The sequence below is a fragment of the Escherichia albertii genome (assembly GCF_028622335.1).
Lineage (GTDB): Bacteria > Pseudomonadota > Gammaproteobacteria > Enterobacterales > Enterobacteriaceae > Escherichia > Escherichia albertii.
This window is the reverse complement of sequence record NZ_CP117568.1, coordinates 4,581,785-4,603,290: the sequence shown is the minus strand read 5'-3', so window position 1 is coordinate 4,603,290 and position 21,506 is coordinate 4,581,785. Positions and strand designations below refer to the sequence as shown.

At 50.9% G+C, this 21,506-nt stretch carries 16 protein-coding genes and 1 pseudogene; 7 read left to right on the top strand and 10 right to left on the bottom strand.

The features are described 5' to 3' along the window. Positions 1-7: 7 nt before the first annotated feature. The 6 genes and pseudogenes from PS053_RS22285 to iaaA form a co-directional block, all read right to left on the bottom strand. Positions 8-2,356, bottom strand: a pseudogene (locus tag PS053_RS22285) (sensor domain-containing phosphodiesterase). 177 nt (positions 2,357-2,533) lie between these two features. Further along, positions 2,534-3,445 (bottom strand): glutathione ABC transporter permease GsiD, encoded by a 912-nt coding sequence (gsiD, locus tag PS053_RS22280; RefSeq protein ID WP_025237309.1) that lies wholly within the window; start codon positions 3,443-3,445, stop codon positions 2,534-2,536. Positions 3,446-3,447: 2 nt separating this feature from the next. Then, positions 3,448-4,368, bottom strand: a complete 921-nt coding sequence (gene gsiC / locus PS053_RS22275; RefSeq protein ID WP_000936056.1) for a glutathione ABC transporter permease GsiC — start codon at positions 4,366-4,368, stop codon at positions 3,448-3,450. A 17-nt stretch (positions 4,369-4,385) separates the two neighbouring features. Then, complete coding sequence (gene gsiB, locus PS053_RS22270) at positions 4,386-5,924, bottom strand: glutathione ABC transporter substrate-binding protein GsiB (RefSeq protein WP_256879288.1); 1,539 nt, start codon at positions 5,922-5,924, stop codon at positions 4,386-4,388. A 19-nt stretch (positions 5,925-5,943) separates the two neighbouring features. Then, on the bottom strand, positions 5,944-7,815 hold the full coding sequence (gene gsiA / locus PS053_RS22265) for a glutathione ABC transporter ATP-binding protein GsiA (protein WP_256879315.1): 1,872 nt from the start codon (positions 7,813-7,815) through the stop codon (positions 5,944-5,946). Continuing rightward, positions 7,802-8,767, bottom strand: a complete 966-nt coding sequence (gene iaaA, locus PS053_RS22260) for a beta-aspartyl-peptidase (protein ID WP_000513808.1) — start codon at positions 8,765-8,767, stop codon at positions 7,802-7,804. The genes gsiA and iaaA overlap by 14 nt, the downstream gene beginning before the upstream one ends. Before the next feature lie 200 nt (positions 8,768-8,967). Here iaaA and moeA point away from each other — a divergent pair, with 200 nt between their 5' ends. Next, positions 8,968-10,203: a molybdopterin molybdotransferase MoeA gene (gene moeA, locus PS053_RS22255; protein WP_059215675.1), complete on the top strand. Its 1,236-nt coding sequence runs from the start codon at positions 8,968-8,970 to the stop codon at positions 10,201-10,203. Further along, positions 10,203-10,952, top strand: coding sequence for a molybdopterin-synthase adenylyltransferase MoeB (gene moeB / locus PS053_RS22250; protein WP_204619280.1), 750 nt, complete (start codon positions 10,203-10,205; stop codon positions 10,950-10,952). The genes moeA and moeB overlap by 1 nt, the downstream gene beginning before the upstream one ends. A 187-nt stretch (positions 10,953-11,139) precedes the next feature. Here the strand turns inward: moeB and fsa are convergent, their stop codons facing one another. Continuing rightward, entirely contained in the window at positions 11,140-11,802 is a 663-nt protein-coding gene (gene fsa / locus PS053_RS22245; RefSeq protein ID WP_010325356.1) for a fructose-6-phosphate aldolase, read from the bottom strand. Between the two features lie 130 nt (positions 11,803-11,932). On the opposite strand from fsa, the gene PS053_RS22240 reads away from it, so the two are divergent. The 3 genes from PS053_RS22240 to ybiV all read left to right on the top strand — a co-directional run bounded on the left by PS053_RS22240 (position 11,933) and on the right by ybiV (position 16,231). After that, positions 11,933-12,832, top strand: a complete 900-nt coding sequence (locus tag PS053_RS22240; protein ID WP_256879289.1) for a glycyl-radical enzyme activating protein — start codon at positions 11,933-11,935, stop codon at positions 12,830-12,832. Between the two features lie 5 nt (positions 12,833-12,837). Then, a complete protein-coding gene (locus PS053_RS22235) occupies positions 12,838-15,270 on the top strand; it encodes a glycyl radical protein (protein WP_256879290.1) in 2,433 nt (810 codons plus the stop codon). A gap of 145 nt (positions 15,271-15,415) precedes the next feature. Beyond that, positions 15,416-16,231, top strand: coding sequence for a sugar-phosphatase YbiV (gene ybiV / locus PS053_RS22230; RefSeq protein WP_000114284.1), 816 nt, complete (start codon positions 15,416-15,418; stop codon positions 16,229-16,231). A 199-nt stretch (positions 16,232-16,430) separates the two neighbouring features. On the opposite strand, the gene PS053_RS22225 is transcribed toward ybiV, so the two are convergent. Continuing rightward, on the bottom strand, positions 16,431-18,023 hold the full coding sequence (locus tag PS053_RS22225) for an ABC-F family ATPase (RefSeq protein ID WP_000961429.1): 1,593 nt from the start codon (positions 18,021-18,023) through the stop codon (positions 16,431-16,433). 218 nt (positions 18,024-18,241) lie between these two features. Between PS053_RS22225 and ldtB the strand changes: the two genes are divergently transcribed. Continuing rightward, a complete protein-coding gene (ldtB, locus tag PS053_RS22220; RefSeq protein ID WP_059219890.1) occupies positions 18,242-19,162 on the top strand; it encodes a L,D-transpeptidase in 921 nt (306 codons plus the stop codon). A gap of 234 nt (positions 19,163-19,396) precedes the next feature. On the opposite strand, the gene PS053_RS22215 is transcribed toward ldtB, so the two are convergent. Together PS053_RS22215 and mntR are read right to left on the bottom strand one after the other, a co-directional pair. Further along, a complete protein-coding gene (locus tag PS053_RS22215) occupies positions 19,397-20,515 on the bottom strand; it encodes an anion transporter (protein ID WP_256879291.1) in 1,119 nt (372 codons plus the stop codon). Beyond that, complete coding sequence (gene mntR / locus PS053_RS22210) at positions 20,512-20,979, bottom strand: manganese-binding transcriptional regulator MntR (protein ID WP_000091014.1); 468 nt, start codon at positions 20,977-20,979, stop codon at positions 20,512-20,514. Before mntR ends, PS053_RS22215 begins: the two co-directional genes overlap by 4 nt. Positions 20,980-21,168: 189 nt before the next feature. On the opposite strand from mntR, the gene mntS reads away from it, so the two are divergent. Next, positions 21,169-21,297: a manganase accumulation protein MntS gene (gene mntS, locus PS053_RS22205; RefSeq protein WP_256879292.1), complete on the top strand. Its 129-nt coding sequence runs from the start codon at positions 21,169-21,171 to the stop codon at positions 21,295-21,297. Positions 21,298-21,506: the final 209 nt, after the last annotated feature.

Genomic DNA, 21,506 nt, shown 5'->3' with positions numbered 1-21,506 from the left:
ACTTATACTACTCTTTCACTAATTTTCCACTTCTGTCCCAGGCAGAGAACGGCAACGGCTTCTGGTACAGATACCCCTGGGCCTGAACACATCCTAATTTGATTAGTTCTCGCGCAACTTCTTCGCTCTCAACGCCTTCTGCAATTACTGGAATCCGGTTATAGCGGGCCAGATCGAAGATAACGCGCACAATTTTTCCTGCGGTACCGAAAATATCACCGGTAAATTGTGAATCTACTTTTATGCTGTCAGGGTTAATTTCATAAAAACGTTTCAGGTTAGACAGACCTGTACCAAAGTCATCGATCGATATATGAACTCCCTGTTTGCGCAATTGTTCAATATTAAAGTAAAAATGCTCATTAATTCGTTCGATCACCGTTTCCGTGATCTCAATACAGATATTTTTGGCTTTCAGTTCATGCTCTTTCATGATGGTTGTAAAACGTTCATGAAAGAGTGGTTCGTTTAGCTGCCAGGGCGAAACATTGATATGCAGCAAGAAATCATGCTTAAGCTCTACATGATGACTAAACGCTCTGAACTCGCGCATCGCCGTTTCAATAATTTGATACCCCAGCTCATTGATAAAGCCGATATCTTCAGCAATAGTGATAAATTTTAAGGGTGAGATAATCCCTCGTTCCTCTGAGCTCCAACGGCACAAAGCCTCCGCCCCAACAATATCGCGATTTTTAATATCAACAATCGGTTGATAGACCAAAAACAGCTCGCCCTTTTTCATTGCATGGCGAATATTACGGGCAATCCAGATGTTTTCTTCAATTTCCCGGAGTTTTGCGTCATCACAGAAAATAAATTCAGAAAACATATGATTACGGATACTGGAAAGCGCCACTTTGAGTTTTTCAGCATAACTCCAGGCATTTTCCCCTTTTAACGGTTCACAAATGGCAGATTTATGTATTCGCAGATTACGATAGCCAAAGCTAACATCGAAATCAGTAATCGTGGATATTTTCTGGGTAAATGTCTGTACATTTTCCCGGCACAGCAAAAGATAGGTATTGGAATTAAATGTCACGATATCGCAACATTGTGCATACTTCTCAGCAATTCGCTGGCAGAGTTTTCTGATAATTTTATTACGCTCTTCGACACCGAACACGGCTTCAACAGCTTCCAGTCCACACAGTTTGATGATCCCGGCAGCCAGATACTGATTATTATTTGACTCAACGATCGCCATATTTTTGATAAAACCACTTTCCTGATCGTAGGAGATCAATGACAGCAGTTTATTCGACCGTTCAATTTCGGCGTCTTTCATTTCCGCAATCGAATTTTTGATACTGATAATCTCTTTCGCATCTCCTTCGCGGATTTTAAGCGCCTGCATTTGATCCGTAGAGTCTGGCAAAAACTCCAGCGTATTGACCAGCTCAGTCATTTCAGAAAATTGTCTGCGGAACACGCTGGTTGTCATAAAATAGATAACCAACAAGACTGCAATAATGAAAACAAATGGCAAATAAAATAGTTTATCTGAGGCATTAAAAAAATGCCCTGATGGATAATAAAAATAGATCTGAAATAACGAATTATTAGGAACAGTTGATGTTTTTGCAATATACTCCGTATCAACTGAATCAATAATGTTATAGTTATCCTCGCTATTATAAATAATCAACTTTTCACGGGCGAGTTGATTTTTCGCAATAATCTCTAAACCTTGCTTCAGAAAGAGCACTTCATCAGTCGCACTGATTTGATCAAGATATTCATTCAAATATCGCCAGTTTAAGTCGACATGAATTTTATCAACCGCCAGCAAATCACGGTCTTTACCGTTAATACGCAAAGTAAATGAGATGCATTTTTTCCCTGGACGATCAAAACAATTATATGCCTGATTCCAGGTACTAACTGACTTATCCGAAGCCCCAGACCATGGACGCTGCGACGGATTAAAATCGGAAAAAATAACTCGCCCTGCCTCATCAATAAGCGGCCCGTTAACTCGCTCCTGGTGATAAACAAGAATTTTATTATTTGTTCTCCGTGAGAAAAGATAATATTTATTATCATCAAGTACCATCCCCACGGAGTCTAAAAATGGCATCATTTCCATTTTTAGAATCACGGCACGTTTAATTTCCTCACTGTTTTTCAACAGATACAGCGAGTCCTTTAGCGTCAAAGCCGAGCGTTCGATATCTTAAAAAAAATACCCTAAGTTCTTTTGAATAAGTTCAAAGCGGGTATCAGCACGTTTCACCGCCCGATCTGAGACTAGCTGATAATTGATAACAAAAAAAAGGCCAATAAATGACAGCGTAGCCAATAGAAATAAAATGATCAGCCTTATCTTTATTTTTTCGTATAAACTAAGCATGTTAATACACGTAACAAAATAACAATCAGCACGCTGGCTTGCTGAATAAATAGACTATTACAATCGTATATTTACCAAATTTCCTGATTCTACAAAATTGGTAGAAAGATACAACACTTGCTTAAGGCAATAATTTCCTGTGAGGTCATTACCCCTTTAACCAATATTCAACCGTGACTATCCCTTTATTTTAGGGTCCAGAGCATCACGCAATCCATCACCGAGCAAATTGAACGCCAGCACGGTCAGGAAGATTGCCAGTGCAGGGAAAACCGCTACGTGCGGTGCGATAACCATATCTGCGCGCGCTTCATTGAGCATCGCTCCCCACTCCGGGGTCGGCGGTTGTGCGCCCAGGCCAAGAAACGACAGGCTGGCGGCGGAGATTATCGAAGTACCAATACGCATGGTGAAGAACACCACGATAGAAGAAACGGCTCCCGGCAGAATATGGCGCAACAAAATGGTCATATCGCTGGCGCCAATACTGCGCGCCGATTCAATAAAGGTTTGCTGTTTCAGCACCAGCGTGTTGCCGCGCACCAGTCGGGCAAATGCCGGAATGGAGAAAATTGCGACAGCGATAATCACGTTGGCAATGCCGTTTCCCAACACCGCAACAACAGCGATAGCCAGCAGAATACCGGGAAACGCGAACAGCACGTCGCAAATACGCATGATCAGCCGGTCCCACCAACCTTCATAATAGCCTGCCAATAAGCCCAACAACGTCCCGATCGCCGCGCCGATAAAAACAGCCAACACGCCGGCTGCCAGTGAAATTTGAGCGCCGACCAGAACGCGGCTAAAAATATCGCGTCCCAGAGAATCGACGCCAAACCAGTGCTGTAAAGAAGGACCGTTATTCAGATTGTCATAATCAAAATAGTTTTCTGCATCGTAAGGGGCTATCCAGCGAGCAAAAATCGCCAACACAATCAACAAGACAACGAACATTGCGGCAGACATCGCCATATGCTGACGGCGAAAACGTCGCCAGAACTCATGCCACGGTGTGCGCACCTGGTCAGGTTTTACCAGTGGCATGGCGTTTAACACTGCCTGACGACGCCAGTTAAATAATCGCATCCTTACTTATACCTGATAGCCGGGTTAATGGCGGCGTAAAGCACATCCACCACTAAGTTGATAAGAATAAATTCCAGCGAGAAAAGCAGAATCTCCGCCTGAATCACCGGGTAATCGCGCATTTCTACGGAATCAACCAGCAATCGCCCAAGTCCCGGCCAGTTGAAAACTTTCTCTACCACGATGGAACCGCCAAGCAAAAAGCCAAATTGTAAGCCCATCATCGTGACTACCGGGATCATCGCGTTGCGCAACCCATGCTTGAGAACAACCCAGGTTTCGCTGACTCCTTTCGCCCTCGCAGTACGCATGTAATCTTCGCTTAAAACATCAACAAATGAAGCGCGGGTAAAGCGCGCCATCACCGCCGCTACCGCTGCGCCAAGCGTCAGAGAGGGTAAAATGTAGTGCTGCCAACTGTCTGCGCCGACAGTAGGTAACCAGCCGAGTTCAACAGAGAAAACCTGAATCAGAAGCATCCCCAGCGCAAATGCCGGAAAGGAGATCCCCGACACCGCAATGGTCATACTTAATCGATCCGGCCAGCGGTTACGCCATACAGCGGCAATAATCCCCGCCGCCATGCCAAACAACACTGCCCAGCTCATACTGGCGATAGTCAGCCACAGTGTAGGCATGAAGCGGCTGGCAATCTCATCGGAAACCGGGCGACGCGACACCATCGACAGGCCGAAATCGCCTTGCACGGCGCTGGTGATATAATGCCAGAACTGAATGTACATCGGCTGATCCAGTCCCAGTTGCTGGCGTACCAGTCCGATAACCTGGGCGTCCGCTTCTGGTCCGGCAATCAATCGCGCCGGATCGCCAGGCAACATATGGACAAATAAAAACACCAGCACCGAGACGATAAACAGCGTCGGGATCAACCCCAGCAAACGTTTGATAACGTAATTAAGCATTCCACTCCCTGCGTTGCTTATTGCAAATCCGCGTCTTCAAAGCTGAAGCCGGTGTCTGGCATGATCCAAAAACCGGTCAGCTTCTTACTGTGCGCCGACACCAGTTTTTCTACCACCAGCGGGATCCACGGCGACTCTTGCCAGATAATATCCTGCGCGGCCTTATACAATCTGGCTTTTTCCACAGGATCGGTAGTTTTCAGCGCCAGCGCAAGATCATCGTCCACCCGTTTGTTGCTGTAAAAAGCCGTATTAAATAGCGTCGGCGGCCAGTTCTGTGAGGCAAACAGCGGCGATAACGCCCAGTCAGCTTCACCCGTCGAAGCCGACCAGCCCGTATAGAACATCCGCACGCCGCTCTCTTTCTGTCCTTTGCCTTCCACTTCTGCCGCCCGTTGCCCGGCATCCATTGCCGTCACCTGGGCTTTAATCCCCACCTGCGCCAGTTGTTGCTGAGTAAATTGCAATACTTTCTGCGCAGTGCTGTGATTGTGTGATGACCACAGTGTGGTACTGAAACCATCAGGATATCCCGCCTCTTTCAACAACTCCCGCGCTTTCGCCGGGTCATAAGGCCACGGTTTATAGTTTTGCGCATAGGCGATACTCGGCGGTACCACGCCTGTGGCAGGCGTTGCATAGCCGGCAAACGCAACTTTCACCAACGCCGGACGGTTGATGGCATAATTCAGCGCCTCGCGTACCTTCAGGTTGTCGAACGGCTTTTGCGTGACATTCATGCTGATGTATCGTTGCATAATCGACGGACTGGCCATCAACTCGATATTCTTGTTTTTCTCCAACAGCGCCGCCTGCTCATAGGGAACAGGAAAAGCAAACTGCGCTTCACCGGTTTGCAGCATCGCCGCCCGGGTATTGTTATCCACGACCGGGCGCCAGGTGATGCTGTCCAGTTTGGGCAATCCTGGCTGCCAGTAACCCGCGAATTTTTTCACCTTCACAAAATCGGTCTGATTCCAGGTATCCAGCTCATACGGCCCGGTTCCGACCGGATGAAAACCGATCTCTTTACCATATTTTTCCAGCGCCGCAGGCGAGATCATCACTGTCGCCGGATGGGCGAGAATATTAATAAACGCTGAAAACGGTTGTTTAAGCGTAATCTTCACCGTTGTCGGATCAACCACTTCCGTTTTGGCAATATTTTTGTACAGGTTATAACGTTTAAGATGATTTGCCGGATCGCTGGCCCGCTCCAGGTTCACTTTCACCGCCGCCGCGTTGAAGTCGGTGCCATCCTGGAACGTAATGCCTGCACGCAATTTCACAATATATGTCAGTCCGTCATCGGAGACGGTATAGCTCTCCGCCAGCACATTTTTCAGCTTCATCTCTTTATCCAGACCAAACAGTCCCTGATAAAACGATTTCGCCACTGCCTGCGACAATGTGTCATTCGCATCATACGGATCGAGCGTGGTGAAGTTCGATCCCACGGCAACAACCACATCTTTGGCAGCGAATGCACAAGATGCCATCAACGCTGTCGCAATACCCAGCGCCATTAACCCACTACGGTGTACAGCTCTTGCCATTTTATTCTCCGCCTGAATGTTATCTACGCAAGCATGCGTATTCTGATTGTGGTTGTGCGACGTAATGTCCTGGTCCGACAAGTTGCAAAGAGACGGCTGCAACCTCTTCCCCACGCTGATGAATATTGCTGGGAAGATCGTCCGGCAGCAGCACACGCTGTGGGCGCTGCCTTGACGGTTCGGCAACAGGAACTGCCGCCAGCAATTTACGCGTATAAGGGTGTTGCGGATTTTCAAATACCGCGCGCCGTGGGCCAATCTCAACGATTTGCCCAAGATACATCACCGCCACGCGATGGCTAATCTGTTCAACGACCGCCATATCATGGGAGATAAACAGATACGCAATGCCGAAATCGCGCTGTAAATCGAGCAACAAGTTAATAATCTGCCCGCGAATAGAGACATCCAGTGCCGACACGGCTTCGTCAGCGATAATCACTTTGGGATTCAACGCCAACGCGCGGGCAATGCAGATGCGCTGGCGCTGACCGCCGGAAAACTCATGGGGATAACGCCATGCATGTTCAGGTAGCAAGCCAACGCGCTCCAGCAACCACGCAACACGTGCGGCAGCTTTTTCATCCCGCATTAAGCCGTGAATACGCAGTGGTTCCATAATCGAATCGCCAATGGTCTGGCGTGGATCCAGAGAGGCGTAAGGGTCCTGAAAAATAAACTGAATATCGCGGCGTAATGACTGCAGCTTGCCAGGTGAAAGGGTATCAACTCGCTGACCGTTGAACATAATCTCGCCGCCCTGAGTTTCCACCAGACGTAATAGTGCTCGTCCGGTAGTGGATTTACCGCTCCCCGATTCCCCTACCAGCGATAAAGTTTCGCCCGGCCAGAGATCAAAACTAACCTTCTCAACGGCATGTACTTCCCGCGTCACGCGATTCAGCACGCCACTGCGCAATGGGAAACGGGTGACCAGATTACGCACCTGTAAAATAGGATCGCCCTCAATTACCGTTCTTTGTTCGATGGGACGTTCCTGTTTAGCCAGTTTCTCAAGTGATATCAGCGGGAAACGTCGGGGATAATCCTGCCCTTTCATCGCGCCGAGTTGCGGAACAGCGGCTAACAACGCACGGGTATAAGAATGTTGCGGCGCATGGAAAATCTGTTCGACGCTCCCCGTCTCAACCGCTTCTCCCTGATACATCACCAGCACCCGATCGGCAATTTCTGCCACCACCCCCATATCGTGGGTGATGAAGATGACTCCCATCGACATCTCTTTTTGCAATACTTTGATTAATTGCAGGATCTGCGCCTGAATCGTGACATCCAGCGCGGTAGTCGGTTCATCAGCAATCAGCACTGCCGGGCGGCACGACAGCGCCATCGCAATCATTACCCGCTGGCGCATTCCGCCGGAAATCTGATGGGGATAACGCGAAAGAATAGTCTGTGATTCAGGGATGCGAACCTGATCCAGCATCCGCTTCGCCTCTATCATCGCCGCTTCGCGACTGGCGTTCTGATGCAAGCGGATAGACTCGGCAATCTGTTCGCCAACGGTAAATACCGGATTCAGCGATGTCATCGGTTCCTGAAAAATCATCGCCATATCCGCGCCGCGTACGCGCTGCATTTGCGTGGAAGTCTGCTCACTAAGTTCAATCACTTCACGGCTTCGCCGTCGCAACAGCATCTTTTCGCACTGCACCAGACCGCCAGCTTGTTCAAGCAGACGCATCAGCGCCAGCGCAGTGACTGACTTGCCGGAACCAGATTCCCCGACAATCGCCAGCGTCTCGCCACGTCGTAAACGAAAACTGAGTCCGCGAACCGCCGCCGCTTTCTGGCGGTCCTGCATAAAGGCAATATTGAGATTATCAACCGCCAGCACATCACCGGCATCAAGTTCATCACTGTGTGGCAACGGCGTCCCCTTTTTCGCGGTAGATACCCGTGGTTGGCGTATCGCCTGCATAACCCCAGGCACGGTACATCCCTTCGGTGTTAAACGGCAGAGCGACGTTGCCCTGGTGGTCGATAGCGATTAATCCACCGCTGCCGCCCAATGCCGGAAGTTTTTCCATCACCACCCGCTCACAGGCCTCCGACAAACTTAACCCGCCGTAATCCATTAACGCGGCAATGTCATACGCCGCCAGCGTGCGAATGAACACTTCGCCCGTTCCGGTACATGAAACAGCAACGCTGGCGTTATTGGCATAGCAACCTGCGCCAACTAAAGGACTATCGCCCACTCGTCCAGGTAATTTATTGGTCATTCCGCCCGTGGACGTGGCTGCCGCCAGATTGCCGTTTAAATCCAACGCCACGGCCCCCACGGTGCCCATTTTCTGTTTTTCATCCAGTGGCGCACCACTATGGTCGAGAACCGTTGCCCCTTCCTCGCGAGCTGCCAGTAGTTGTTGATAACGCAACGGCGTGGAGAAAATCTCCGGCGAGACGCGCTCCATGCCATGAGCAAACGCAAAATTTTCTGCCCCTTCGCCAATCATCATGACATGCGGGCTTTGCTCCATCACCAGCCGGGCGGCAAGAACCGGATTACGCAGATGACTGACGCCCGCCACCGCCCCCGCTTTCAGAGTGTTGCCATCCATCACGCAAGCATCCAGCTCGTGGGTTTCATCACGCGTAAAGACGGCGCCAATACCGGCATTAAACAGTGGACACTCCTCCAGCAAACGCACGGCCTCCGTCACTACATCCAGCGCGCTTTCTCCTGCCTCCAGCATTTTCTGTCCAGTTTCAACAATGGCGGACAGCGCCTCAATGTAGCGTAATTCCTGTTGCGAGCTCATCTGCGAGCGGCTGATTGCGCCTGCGCCGCCGTGGATTGCAATGACTGCTTTGCCCATAGTATTTATCCATTAAGAGAGGTGCGCCACTTTTGTTATAAATATCAGAATTTTTGAGAATTATTCATTCAATTTTTGAATATAGAAAGATGTATGTGGCATGTAAAGGCAGGGACTGCACTACGACCGAGGTAGCATACAGTCCGTGACGTTTTTCTGACATAATAGGCAAATTCGATTTAGCCCCCAGGAGTATTTTCATGGAATTTACCACCGGACTGATGCCGCTCGACGCCGCGCTTGGCGAGATACTTTCTCGCGTTGTCCCTCTGACTGCACAGGAAACACTGCCGCTGGTACAGTGCTTTGGTCGTATTCTGGCAAGCGATGTCGTTTCGCCGCTCAATGTCCCCGGATTTGATAACTCCGCAATGGACGGCTACGCAGTACGTTTAGCCGATGTCGCCACCGGAAAGCCACTGCCCGTTGCAGGCAAGTCGTTTGCCGGCCAACCGTATCACGGCGAGTGGCCCACTGGCACCTGCATCCGTATTATGACCGGAGCACCAGTGCCGGAAGGCTGTGAAGCCGTGGTGATGCAGGAACAGACTGAACAAACTGAAGAGGGAATTCGTTTTACCGCCGATGTTTGCCACGGGCAAAATATTCGTCGCCGTGGTGAAGATATTTCTGCAGGAGCTGTTGTCTTCCCGGCAGGTACTCGTCTGACCACCGCCGAACTACCAGTAATCGCTTCACTGGGGATTGCCGAAATTCCGGTCATTCGCAAAGTTCGCGTAGCGCTATTTTCCACCGGTGATGAGTTACAGTTGCCAGGCCAGCCGCTGGGTGACGGCCAAATCTACGATACCAACCGTTTAGCGGTGCATCTGATGCTTGAGCAATTGGGTTGCGAGGTCATCAACTTAGGGATTATCCGCGATGATCCCCATGCCCTGCGCGCCGCATTTATTGAAGCCGACAACCAGGCGGATGTGGTGATCAGTTCCGGCGGCGTTTCTGTGGGCGAGGCGGACTACACCAAAACGATTCTTGAAGAGTTGGGGGAAATTACCTTCTGGAAACTGGCGATTAAACCAGGTAAACCGTTCGCGTTCGGTAAGCTCAGCAATAGCTGGTTCTGCGGCCTGCCAGGTAACCCTGTTTCAGCGACACTGACGTTCTATCAACTGGTGCAACCGTTGCTGGCGAAATTAAGCGGCAATACCGCCAGTGGCTTGCCGCCGCGCCAGCGTGTGCGCACGGCTTCTCATCTGAAGAAATCACCTGGTCGTCTTGATTTTCAACGCGGCGTACTGCAACGCAATGCGAACGGTGAACTGGAAGTCACCACCACCGGGCATCAGGGGTCACATATTTTTAGCTCCTTTAGCCTCGGCAACTGCTTTATCGTGCTGGAACGCGATCGCGGCAATGTTGAAGCAGGCGAATGGGTAGAAGTCGAACCGTTTAACGCGTTGTTCGGAGGCGTGTAATGGCAGAACTCAGCGATCAGGAAATGCTGCGCTACAACCGACAAATCATCCTGCGTGGTTTTGATTTTGACGGTCAGGAAGCGCTGAAAGATTCTCGCGTGTTGGTGGTCGGGCTGGGTGGTCTCGGCTGCGCGGCATCGCAATATCTGGCAAGCGCCGGTGTCGGCAACCTGACGCTGCTCGACTTCGACACGGTTTCGCTCTCGAATCTGCAACGCCAGACGCTGCACAGCGACGCCACGATCGGGCAACCTAAGGTTGAATCCGCACGTGACGCGCTGGCGCGAATCAATCCCCACATCATTATTACGCCAGTGAATGCATTGCTTGATGACGCAGAACTTGCTGCGATGATTGCAAAACACGATCTGGTGCTCGACTGTACGGATAACGTTGCGGTACGTAATCAACTGAACGCCGGGTGTTTTGTCGCGAAGGTGCCGCTGGTTTCCGGCGCGGCAATTCGCATGGAAGGCCAGGTAACCGTCTTTACCTGGCAGGACGCTGAGCCTTGCTATCGCTGCCTTAGTCGTTTGTTCGGTGAAAACTCACTAACCTGCGTGGAAGCGGGTGTGATGGCACCGTTGATTGGGGTGATTGGTTCATTACAGGCAATGGAAGCGATTAAACTACTGGCGGGCTATGGCAAACCCGCCAGCGGCAAAATTGTCCTGTACGATGCAATGACCTGCCAGTTCCGCGAAATGAAACTGATGCGTAATCCGGGGTGCGAGGTGTGCGGGCAGTAATTGCCGCCCCAGGCCTGATAAGACGCGACGAGCGTCGCATCAGGCATTTGCTCCGGGCGCCAGATGCGGCGTGAACGCCTTATCCGGTCTACGCTTCGGGCGCAGATTTCCCGGTATGATAAGATGCGACAGGCATCGGCGCCCCCCACCAAGTCATAATCAATTTATGAGGATGCAGAACGCCCTGTTAAATCGACGTTTTGCCAAAAGCCCCCTGCCAGTCCTGCTCAAACTTCACTACTGCGGCATCAACCGCCGGATAGCTAATCATCTGTTGCGCGACATCCAGCGGCAAAGTGATTGATTCACATCCTGCCAGTAAGCAGTCCAGCGCCTGACGCGGGGTTTTGAAACTCGCAGCTAACACTTTCGCCTGCGGCGCATGCATTTTTAGTAACTGATGCAAATCGGTCACGGTTTGAATACCACTTCCGCCCTGAGCATCAATACGATTAACGTAAGGCGCAACATATTCCGCGCCCGCCAGCGCCGACAGCAGCCCTTGTGCTGCGCCATACACCGCCGTGCCCAGCGTCGGAATACCCTCGGCTTTCAGCATCTTAATCGCTGCCAGCCCCTCGGCGGTCACCGGTACTTTAACCACGATATCCGCAATAATAGAACGCAGTTTACGTGCGTCATTCACCATCCCTTCGGCGGTTGTCGCCATTACCTGTGCGAACAGACGCCCCTGCCCGCCCATTGCCTCATGAAGTTCCGGCAGCACAACGTCCAGCTGTTTTTTACCTGCGGCGATAATGCTCGGGTTAGTGGTTACGCCCGCCAGCGGGAAAACTCGTGCCAACGCCTTCACCGCAGCAACGTCAGAAGTGTCCAGATACAGTTCCATAGCCATCCTCAAAATGTACTTTTTGTCTGAAAAAAGACTATCACGAGAAAACTCTCTGAACAGTTGATGCACATCAATCAAACTTTCATTCGAAAGCATTTTAATGTTTGAACGAAAAAGAGAGGCATCTATGATTTTCAATATCCAGCGCTACTCGACCCATGACGGCCCCGGCATCCGCACGGTTGTTTTTCTTAAAGGTTGCTCACTGGGCTGCCGCTGGTGTCAGAACCCGGAAAGCCGCGCCCGGACGCAGGATCTGCTGTATGACGCACGTCTGTGTCTGGAAGGCTGCGAGCTGTGCGCTAAGGCCGCGCCGGAAGTGATTGAGCGCGCGCTGAGTGGTTTGCTTATTCATCGGGAAAAGTTAACCCCGGAGCATCTGACGGCGTTAACCGACTGCTGCCCGACACAGGCGTTAACCGTCTGCGGAGAAGTGAAAAGCGTTGAGGAGATCATGGCGACCGTTCTGCGAGATAAACCGTTTTACGATCGCAGCGGCGGCGGTTTAACACTTTCCGGTGGTGAGCCGTTTATGCAGCCGGAACTGGCGGCGGCGCTGCTGCAAGCCAGCCACGAGGCTGGTATTCATACTGCGGTAGAAACTTGCCTGCATGTGCCGTGGAAATATATCGTCCCTTCTCTGCCCTATATCGATCTGTTTCTCGCCGATTTAAAACACGTCGCCGATGTGCCGTTTAAACAGTGGACCGACGGTAACGCCGCCAGAGTACTGGATAATCTGAAAAAACTCGCCGCAGCGGGCAAAAAAATCATTATCCGCGTGCCGTTGATTCAGGGGTTTAATACCGATGAAGCCTCCGTGAAAGCCATTACCGATTTTGCCGCCGATAAGCTGCACGTTGGCGAAATCCATTTCCTGCCCTACCACACGCTGGGCATCAACAAATATCACTTACTTAATCTGCCCTATGACGCGCCGGAAAAACCACTTGATGCACCAGAACTGCTCGACTTTGCCCAGCAGTATGCCTGCCAGAAAGGGTTAACCGCGACCTTACGAGGATAACAACCATGACCACACTGAAACTGGACACGCTCAGCGACCGCATTAAAGCGCACAAAAATGCGCTGGTGCATATTGTTAAACCGCCGGTCTGTACCGAGCGCGCGCAGCACTATACCGAGATGTATCAACAACATCTCAATAAGCCGATCCCGGTACGTCGCGCGCTGGCGCTGGCCCATCACCTGGCGAATCGCACCATCTGGATCAAACATGATGAGTTGATCATCGGCAACCAGGCCAGCGAAGTTCGCGCCGCGCCGATCTTCCCGGAATATACCGTGTCGTGGATCGAAAAAGAGATTGATGATCTGGCGGATCGCCCCGGCGCTGGTTTTGCGGTGAGCGAAGAGAACAAACGCGTTCTGCATGACGTGTGCCCGTGGTGGCGCGGTCAGACCGTACAGGATCGCTGTTACGGCATGTTTACCGATGAGCAAAAAGGTCTGCTGGCGACCGGCATCATTAAAGCGGAAGGCAATATGACCTCCGGTGATGCACACCTGGCGGTTAATTTCCCGCTGCTGCTGGAAAAAGGGCTTGATGGTCTGCGCGAGAAAGTAGCGGAGCGTCGCTCGCGTATCAACCTGACGGTGCTGGAAGATCTGCACGGCGAGCAGTTCCTGAAAGCCATTGATATCGTGCTGGTGGCAGTCAGTGAACACATTGAACGTTTCGCTGCCCTGGCGCGTGAAATGGCCGCGACCGAAACCCGCGAAAGCCGTCGCGATGAACTGCTGACGATAGCAGAAAACTGCGATCTTATCGCCCACCAGCCGCCGCAGACTTTCTGGCAGGCGTTGCAACTGTGCTATTTCATCCAGTTGATTTTGCAAATCGAATCCAACGGTCACTCCGTTTCGTTTGGTCGTATGGACCAGTATCTCTATCCATACTATCGCCGGGACGTTGAACTCAACCAGACACTGGATCGCGAACACGCCATCGAATTACTGCATAGCTGCTGGCTGAAATTGCTGGAAGTGAACAAGATCCGCTCCGGCTCGCACTCGAAAGCCTCTGCCGGTAGTCCGCTGTACCAGAACGTTACCATTGGTGGGCAAAATCTGGTTGATGGTCAGCCGATGGACGCGGTGAATCCACTTTCTTATGCGATCCTCGAATCCTGCGGCCGCCTGCGTTCCACTCAGCCTAACCTCAGCGTGCGCTACCACGCGGGAATGAGCAACGATTTCCTCGATGCCTGCGTACAAGTGATTCGTTGCGGTTTCGGGATGCCCGCGTTCAACAACGACGAAATCGTCATCCCGGAATTTATTAAACTCGGTATTGAACCGCAGGACGCTTACGACTACGCGGCAATTGGCTGTATCGAAACCGCAGTCGGCGGTAAATGGGGCTATCGCTGCACCGGCATGAGCTTTATCAACTTCGCCCGCGTGATGCTGGCAGCGCTGGAAGGCGGTCGCGACGCCACCAGCGGCAACGTGTTCCTGCCGCAAGAAAAAGCGTTGTCGGCGGGTAATTTCAACAACTTCGATGAAGTGATGGACGCATGGGATACACAAATCCGTTACTACACGCGTAAATCAATCGAAATCGAATATGTCGTCGACACCATGCTGGAAGAGAACGTGCACGATATTCTCTGTTCAGCGCTGGTGGATGACTGCATTGAGCGAGCGAAAAGTATCAAACAAGGCGGCGCGAAGTATGACTGGGTGTCTGGCTTGCAAGTCGGTATCGCCAACCTCGGCAACAGTCTGGCGGCAGTGAAGAAACTGGTGTTTGAACAAGGCGCGATTGGTCAGCAACAGCTGGCTGCCGCACTGGCGGAAGACTTCGACGGCCTGACCCACGAGCAGTTGCGTCAGCGTTTGATTAACGGCGCGCCGAAATACGGCAACGACGATGATACTGTCGATACGCTGCTGGCTCGCGCTTATCAGACCTATATCGACGAGCTGAAGCAGTACCATAACCCACGCTACGGTCGTGGCCCGATCGGCGGTAACTATTATGCGGGTACGTCATCCATCTCCGCTAACGTGCCGTTTGGCGCGCAGACAATGGCAACACCGGACGGACGTAAAGCGCATACTCCGCTGGCAGAAGGCGCGAGCCCGGCCTCCGGTACTGACCATCTCGGCCCAACGGCGGTCATTGGCTCAGTGGGGAAACTGCCTACCGGATCAATTCTCGGTGGCGTGTTGCTCAACCAGAAACTGAACCCGGCGACGCTGGAGAATGAATCTGACAAGCAGAAGCTGATGATCCTGCTACGCACCTTCTTTGAAGTGCATAAAGGTTGGCATATTCAGTACAACATCGTTTCCCGCGAAACATTACTGGATGCCAAAAAACATCCTGATCAATACCGCGATCTGGTCGTGCGCGTAGCGGGTTATTCCGCTTTCTTTACTGCTTTGTCACCGGAAGCCCAGGACGACATCATCGCCCGTACCGAACATATGCTGTAAACCTTCCGCCCGGTGGCGGCTGTCGCCGGGCTAAGTCATTCACATCGTCAATTCTACTCTCACTTTCATTCGAAATATAATTTGTGCTCTGCGTCACATTGTTATTACACTGTTACGGTTTCATTTTCGAGCCAGGAGCACACCTATGAGCGTAAAAGTTATCGTCACAGATATGGACGGTACTTTTCTTAACGACGCCAAAACGTACAATCGGACACGTTTTATGGCGCAGTATCAGGAACTGAAAAAACGCGATATTGAGTTCGTTGTCGCCAGCGGTAACCAGTATTACCAACTCATTTCCTTCTTTCCCGAACTAAAGAATGAGATCTCTTTTGTGGCGGAAAACGGCGCACTGGTTTATGAACACGGTAAGCAGCTTTTTCACGGTGAACTCACCCGACATGAATCACAAATTGTCATTGGTGAGTTGTTGAAAGATAAACAACTGAATTTTGTCGCCTGTGGTCTGCAAAGTGCTTACGTCAGCGAGAATGCACCGGAATCATTCGTTGCATTGATGGCAAAACACTACCATCGTCTGAAACCTGTAAAGGATTATCAGGAGATTGATGACGTGCTGTTCAAGTTTTCGCTCAATTTGCCGGACGAACAAATCCCGTTAGTGATCGACAAACTGCACGTGGCGCTCGACGGCATTATGAAACCCGTCACCAGCGGTTTTGGCTTTATCGATTTGATTATTCCTGGCTTACATAAAGCAAATGGCATATCGCGTTTATTAAAACGCTGGGATCTGTCGCCGCAAAATGTGGTAGCCATTGGTGACAGCGGTAATGACGCAGAGATGCTTAAAATGGCGCGTTATTCTTTTGCCATGGACAATGGCGCGGAAAATATAAAAAAAATCGCCCGTTACGCTACCGATGATAATAATCATGAAGGCGCGCTGAATGTGATTCAGGCAGTGCTGGAAAATAAACCGCCGTTTACTCTTTGATAATTGCCAATTCAGTTTATTGAGAAAATGCACGCCATTATGCCGGATGCGGCGTGACCGCCTTATCCGGCCTACAAAATTTTGCAGATTCAATACATTGCGACACACTGCCAGGCCTGGTAAACGTAGCGCATCAGGCAATTTTGTATTTGTCATCAGTTTCAGTAGCCCTGAGCATATCAGGGCTACTGATAATAACTTACTCGACTCCTTTACTACGCAGGTAATCTTCGTAATTACCGCTAAAGTCGATCACACGTTCTGGCGTAATTTCCAGAATACGCGTCGCCAGCGAGCTAACGAACTCACGGTCATGAGAAACGAAAATCAGCGTGCCCTGGTACAGTTCCAGCGCCATGTTCAGCGACTCAATGGATTCCATATCCAGGTGGTTGGTCGGTTCGTCCATGATCAGAATATTCGGTTTCTGCATCATTAACTTACCAAACAACATACGACCTTTTTCGCCACCGGAGAGCACTTTAGCAGGCTTTTTGATATCGTCCTGGCTGAACAGTAAACGACCGAGAATGCTACGCACTGCCTGCTCATCATCGCCTTCCTGCTTCCACTGACTCATCCATTCGAATACCGTCAGGTCATTATCGAACTCATATTCGTGGTCCTGCGCATAGTAACCGATGCGCGCATTCTCAGACCATTTTACGGTGCCGCTGTCCGGTTGCAGATCGCCCACCAGCGTTTTCAACAGTGTGGATTTACCAACGCCGTTGGTGCCCAGTACGGCCAGTTTTTCCCCCACTTCCAGCAGCAGGTTGATATTTTTAAACAGCGGACCGTTATCAAACCCTTTGGTCAACCCTTCTATTTCAAGTGCATTACGGAACAGTTTCTTATCCTGCTCAAAGCGGATGAACGGGTTCTGACGGCTGGAGACTTTCACTTCTTCCAGTTTGATCTTATCAATCTGACGCGCGCGCGAAGTCGCCTGACGTGATTTCGAGGCATTGGCGCTAAAGCGGCTAACGAAGGATTGCAGCTCGGCAATCTGTGCTTTCTTCTTGGCGTTATCGGCCAGCAGGCGTTCACGCGCCTGAGTCGCCGCCGTCATGTACTCATCGTAATTGCCCGGGTAAACGCGCAGTTCGCCGTAATCCAGGTCCGCCATGTGGGTACAAACCATGTTAAGGAAGTGACGGTCGTGCGAAATGATAATCATGGTGCTATCACGCTCGTTCAGCACCTGCTCCAGCCAGCGAATGGTGTCGATGTCCAGGTTGTTGGTCGGTTCGTCGAGCAGGAGAATGTCCGGGTCGGCAAACAACGCCTGCGCCAGCAGCACACGCAACTTCCAGCCAGGCGCAACTTCGCTCATCGGGCCGTAGTGTTGCTCCACTGGAATACCCACGCCAAGCAACAGTTCACCGGCGCGAGCTTCCGCAGAGTAACCGTCCATTTCGCCGTATTTCACTTCCAGATCGGCTACCTTATAGCCATCTTCTTCGCTCATTTCCGGCAAAGCATAGATGCGGTCGCGCTCCTGCTTCACTTCCCACAACTCTTTATGCCCCATGATCACCGTATCCAGCACGGTGTACTCTTCAAAGGCAAATTGATCCTGACGCAATTTACCAATGCGCTCATTTGGATCGATAGAAACGTTGCCCAGCGTCGGCTCAAGGTCGCCGCCGAGGATCTTCATAAAGGTGGATTTACCACTACCGTTGGCGCCAATCAGGCCGTAACGGTTGCCGCCGCCAAATTTGACGGAAATGTTTTCAAACAACGGCTTACTGCCGAACTGCATGGTGACGTTACTGGAAACTAACACAGGCGTATCCTGAAAAGAGATATGACAAACCGCGTATTATGCCACAAGTCTGAATTAAGATCCTGTTCGCCGCGTAAGGACTACACTCAAGTTAAAGGCAAAAAATGTGATTTCGTACACATCTGATTTCACTGTTAGCTGGAATGAACATATAATGCGCTTCCAATACTCTAATATTCTCAACCTAATGGCCTGCCAGGCACGAAATCTCGCTTAACATGAACATGAAATTGAAAACGTTATTCGCAGCGGCCTTCGCTGTTGTCGGCTTTTGCAGTACCGCCTCTGCGGTAACTTATCCTCTGCCAACCGACGGAAGTCGCCTGGTTGGTCAGAATCAGGTGATCACCATCCCTGAAGGTAACACTCAGCCGCTGGAGTATTTTGCCGCCGAGTACCAGATGGGCCTTTCCAACATGATGGAAGCTAATCCGGGCGTGGACACCTTCCTGCCAAAAGGCGGCACCGTACTGAACATTCCGCAGCAGTTGATCCTGCCAGACACTGTTCATGAAGGAATTGTGATTAACAGCGCAGAGATGCGTCTGTACTACTATCCGAAAGGCACCAACACCGTTATCGTGCTGCCGATCGGGATTGGTCAGTTAGGCAAAGACACGCCTGTTAACTGGACCACCAAAGTAGAGCGTAAGAAAGCAGGCCCGACCTGGACGCCAACCGCCAAAATGCATGCAGAATACCGTGCAGCAGGCGAACCGCTCCCGGCTGTCGTTCCGGCAGGCCCGGATAACCCGATGGGTCTGTACGCACTGTATATCGGTCGTCTGTACGCTATCCACGGCACCAACGCCAACTTCGGTATCGGTCTGCGTGTAAGCCATGGTTGTGTCCGTCTGCGTAACGAAGATATCAAATTCTTGTTCGAGAAAGTGCCTGTTGGTACTCGCGTACAGTTCATTGATGAGCCAGTGAAAGCAACCACTGAGCCTGACGGCAGCCGTTACATTGAAGTCCATAACCCGCTGTCTACCACTGAAGCCCAGTTTGAAGGTCAGGAAATTGTACCAATTACCCTGACGAAGAGTGTGCAAGCAGTGACCAGTCAGCCCGATGTGGACCAGGTTGTCCTGGATCAGGCTATTCAAAACCGTTCCGGGATGCCGGTTCGTCTGAATTAATCTTCTCTGACTAAAATGCAAAAGGCGGACTGATAGTCCGCCTGAAACTACTGATAGCAATACATAATTGCCTGATGCGCTACGCTTATCAGGCCTACGCAGAACCTGCAATATATTGAATCCGCAAGTTTTTGTAGGCCGGATAAGGCGTTAACGCCGCATCCGGCATGAACAAAGCGCGTATTACCAACAATCAGAGGTGGACTAATAATCCGCTTTTTAATTTGTCAGACCTTACCCCGCCGGGAGCATAACGAATAAAACGTATCCCACCAGCACCGCCCACAACAGCATTGGTATCGAATAAAGATGAAAACGCCACCAGATGCGGCGATCGTTCGCCATACGCAGCGCAATTAAATTCGCCAGCGAGCTCGGCAGCAAACCAAAACCTCCCACGTTGACCGCCCATGCCAGTAACAAAGACGGCGGCACATAATTCAGCAGAAGAATAGTACTCGGCACGTTGCTGATGACTTGCGATAAACCAATCGCCGTCAACCATAATCCGGGTTCGGATAAACGCCCCACATTTCCCAGCACGCCCTGTAAAGCAGGAAGCTGCGTCAGTAAATGCACGTCGATAAACATCGCCATAAACACCAGCAACAGCGTCCAGTCAACGCTAAGCACCACGCGACGCGCCAACAGTGCAAAGCCCGCCGCCACAATTGCCAGTCCCCACAGTTCTTGTTTCAACTCCAGCGCCGCCAGAAAGACGATATACAGACCCAGACAACTCCATACCAGACGCGGTTGCCATTCCGGCATTTGCGTACCGGTATGATATTGCAAAGGCTTGCCCGGAAAGCAACACCAGCACAACACCAGTAACGTCAGCATTATCGCCCCAGCCAGCGGCGCCATTTGAGCAATAAAACCAACAAACGAAAGGCCAGAACGTCCCCAGATAAGAATATTTTGCGGATTACCTATTGGCGTCAGCAGCGATCCGGCGTTCACCGCTAACGCCTCAAAAATAATCAACCGGTTAACCGGAATCGCACACAGCTTTTTTAGCGTGATGGTCAGCGGGACAACGATAAACAGTGCGACATCGTTGGTCAGAAACGTAGACAGTAGCGCCGCCGCCAGTACCATAAACATCGCCAGTCGACGTTCGGTCGCAAAGCGGCGCACCATTTTGCGCCCCAGCACATCAAAATAACCGCTTAACTCGACACCTTTCGTCAGCAGCATCAAACCGCTTAAGGTAATGATGGTGTGCCAGTCAATAGCGCCAGCCCAGGATTCAGGCGCGAAGGGAACAAAGAAACTTAATCCAATACCAACGATAATTAATAACTGAAAAAAACGATCGCCTTGCAGGGTGCGTAAAAAGGGAAGACTCATTTGGCACCGTGTTTCTGGGTAAACAGACGAAATGCCTCCAGCGTCTCTTCACTAACATGGTGCTCCATACCTTCCGCATCGCGACGAGCGATCTCCGGGCTAACCCCCAACACCAACAAGAAATTTTCGACTAACTGATGCCGCTCGCGGCTTTCCTGCGCCAGCTTCTCCCCTTCCGCCGTTAAAAACACGCCGCGCCAGGGGATCATTTCGATAAATCCCATAGTGGCTAACCGCTTGAGCATTTTGGCCACTGTAGGTTGCGAAACCCCAAGGCGAGCGGCCATATCGACCTGACGAGCTTCCCCGACTTCTCTTATCAAATCAGAAATTAGCTCAACGTAATCATCGATAAGTTCGCGCCGATGTGCCTCTCTGACCTGACGAAACCCTTCAACGTGCTCTTCCACGTTCACTAACTGCGTCACTTTCTTTGCTGTTGGCGTACCTGCGCGACGACTCATGATGCTTCCTCATTAATTATGGTGACGCATGTATAGCGTTCTCATTACATGCGCACATTGTAAACCAGAGTTGCTAAGGCACAAAAATTTAACGTTTTAGCAATGGCTATATAATATAGCCTGTGCTATATCTGTATGTAATGCAATCATCCCTCATGGATCGGCGGGATTAGCAAGTCAGGAGGTTTTATGAACGAATTCAAGAGGTGTATGCACGTGTTTACTCACTCTCCCTTTAAAGTACGGTTAATGCTGCTTTCTATGTTGTGCGATATGGTCAACAACAAGCCACAGCAGGATAAACCTTCCGATAAATAGCGGCGTCGCGGTACGCCGCTTCACTCCTGTGTATTGCAGGTACAGTATGATGTTGATTGAAAAGCGCCGCTTTTTGTCGGATTTGCTATCTTCTTCGCAAAAGATTTCCACATCAGCAGTTGACCTGAGCAGTCGCTCGCTCTATCTTCTTGCAGCCCTGCGTATATTGCGGCTCGCGGATGCGGACCCTTCCCCTCTTCACGCACTCT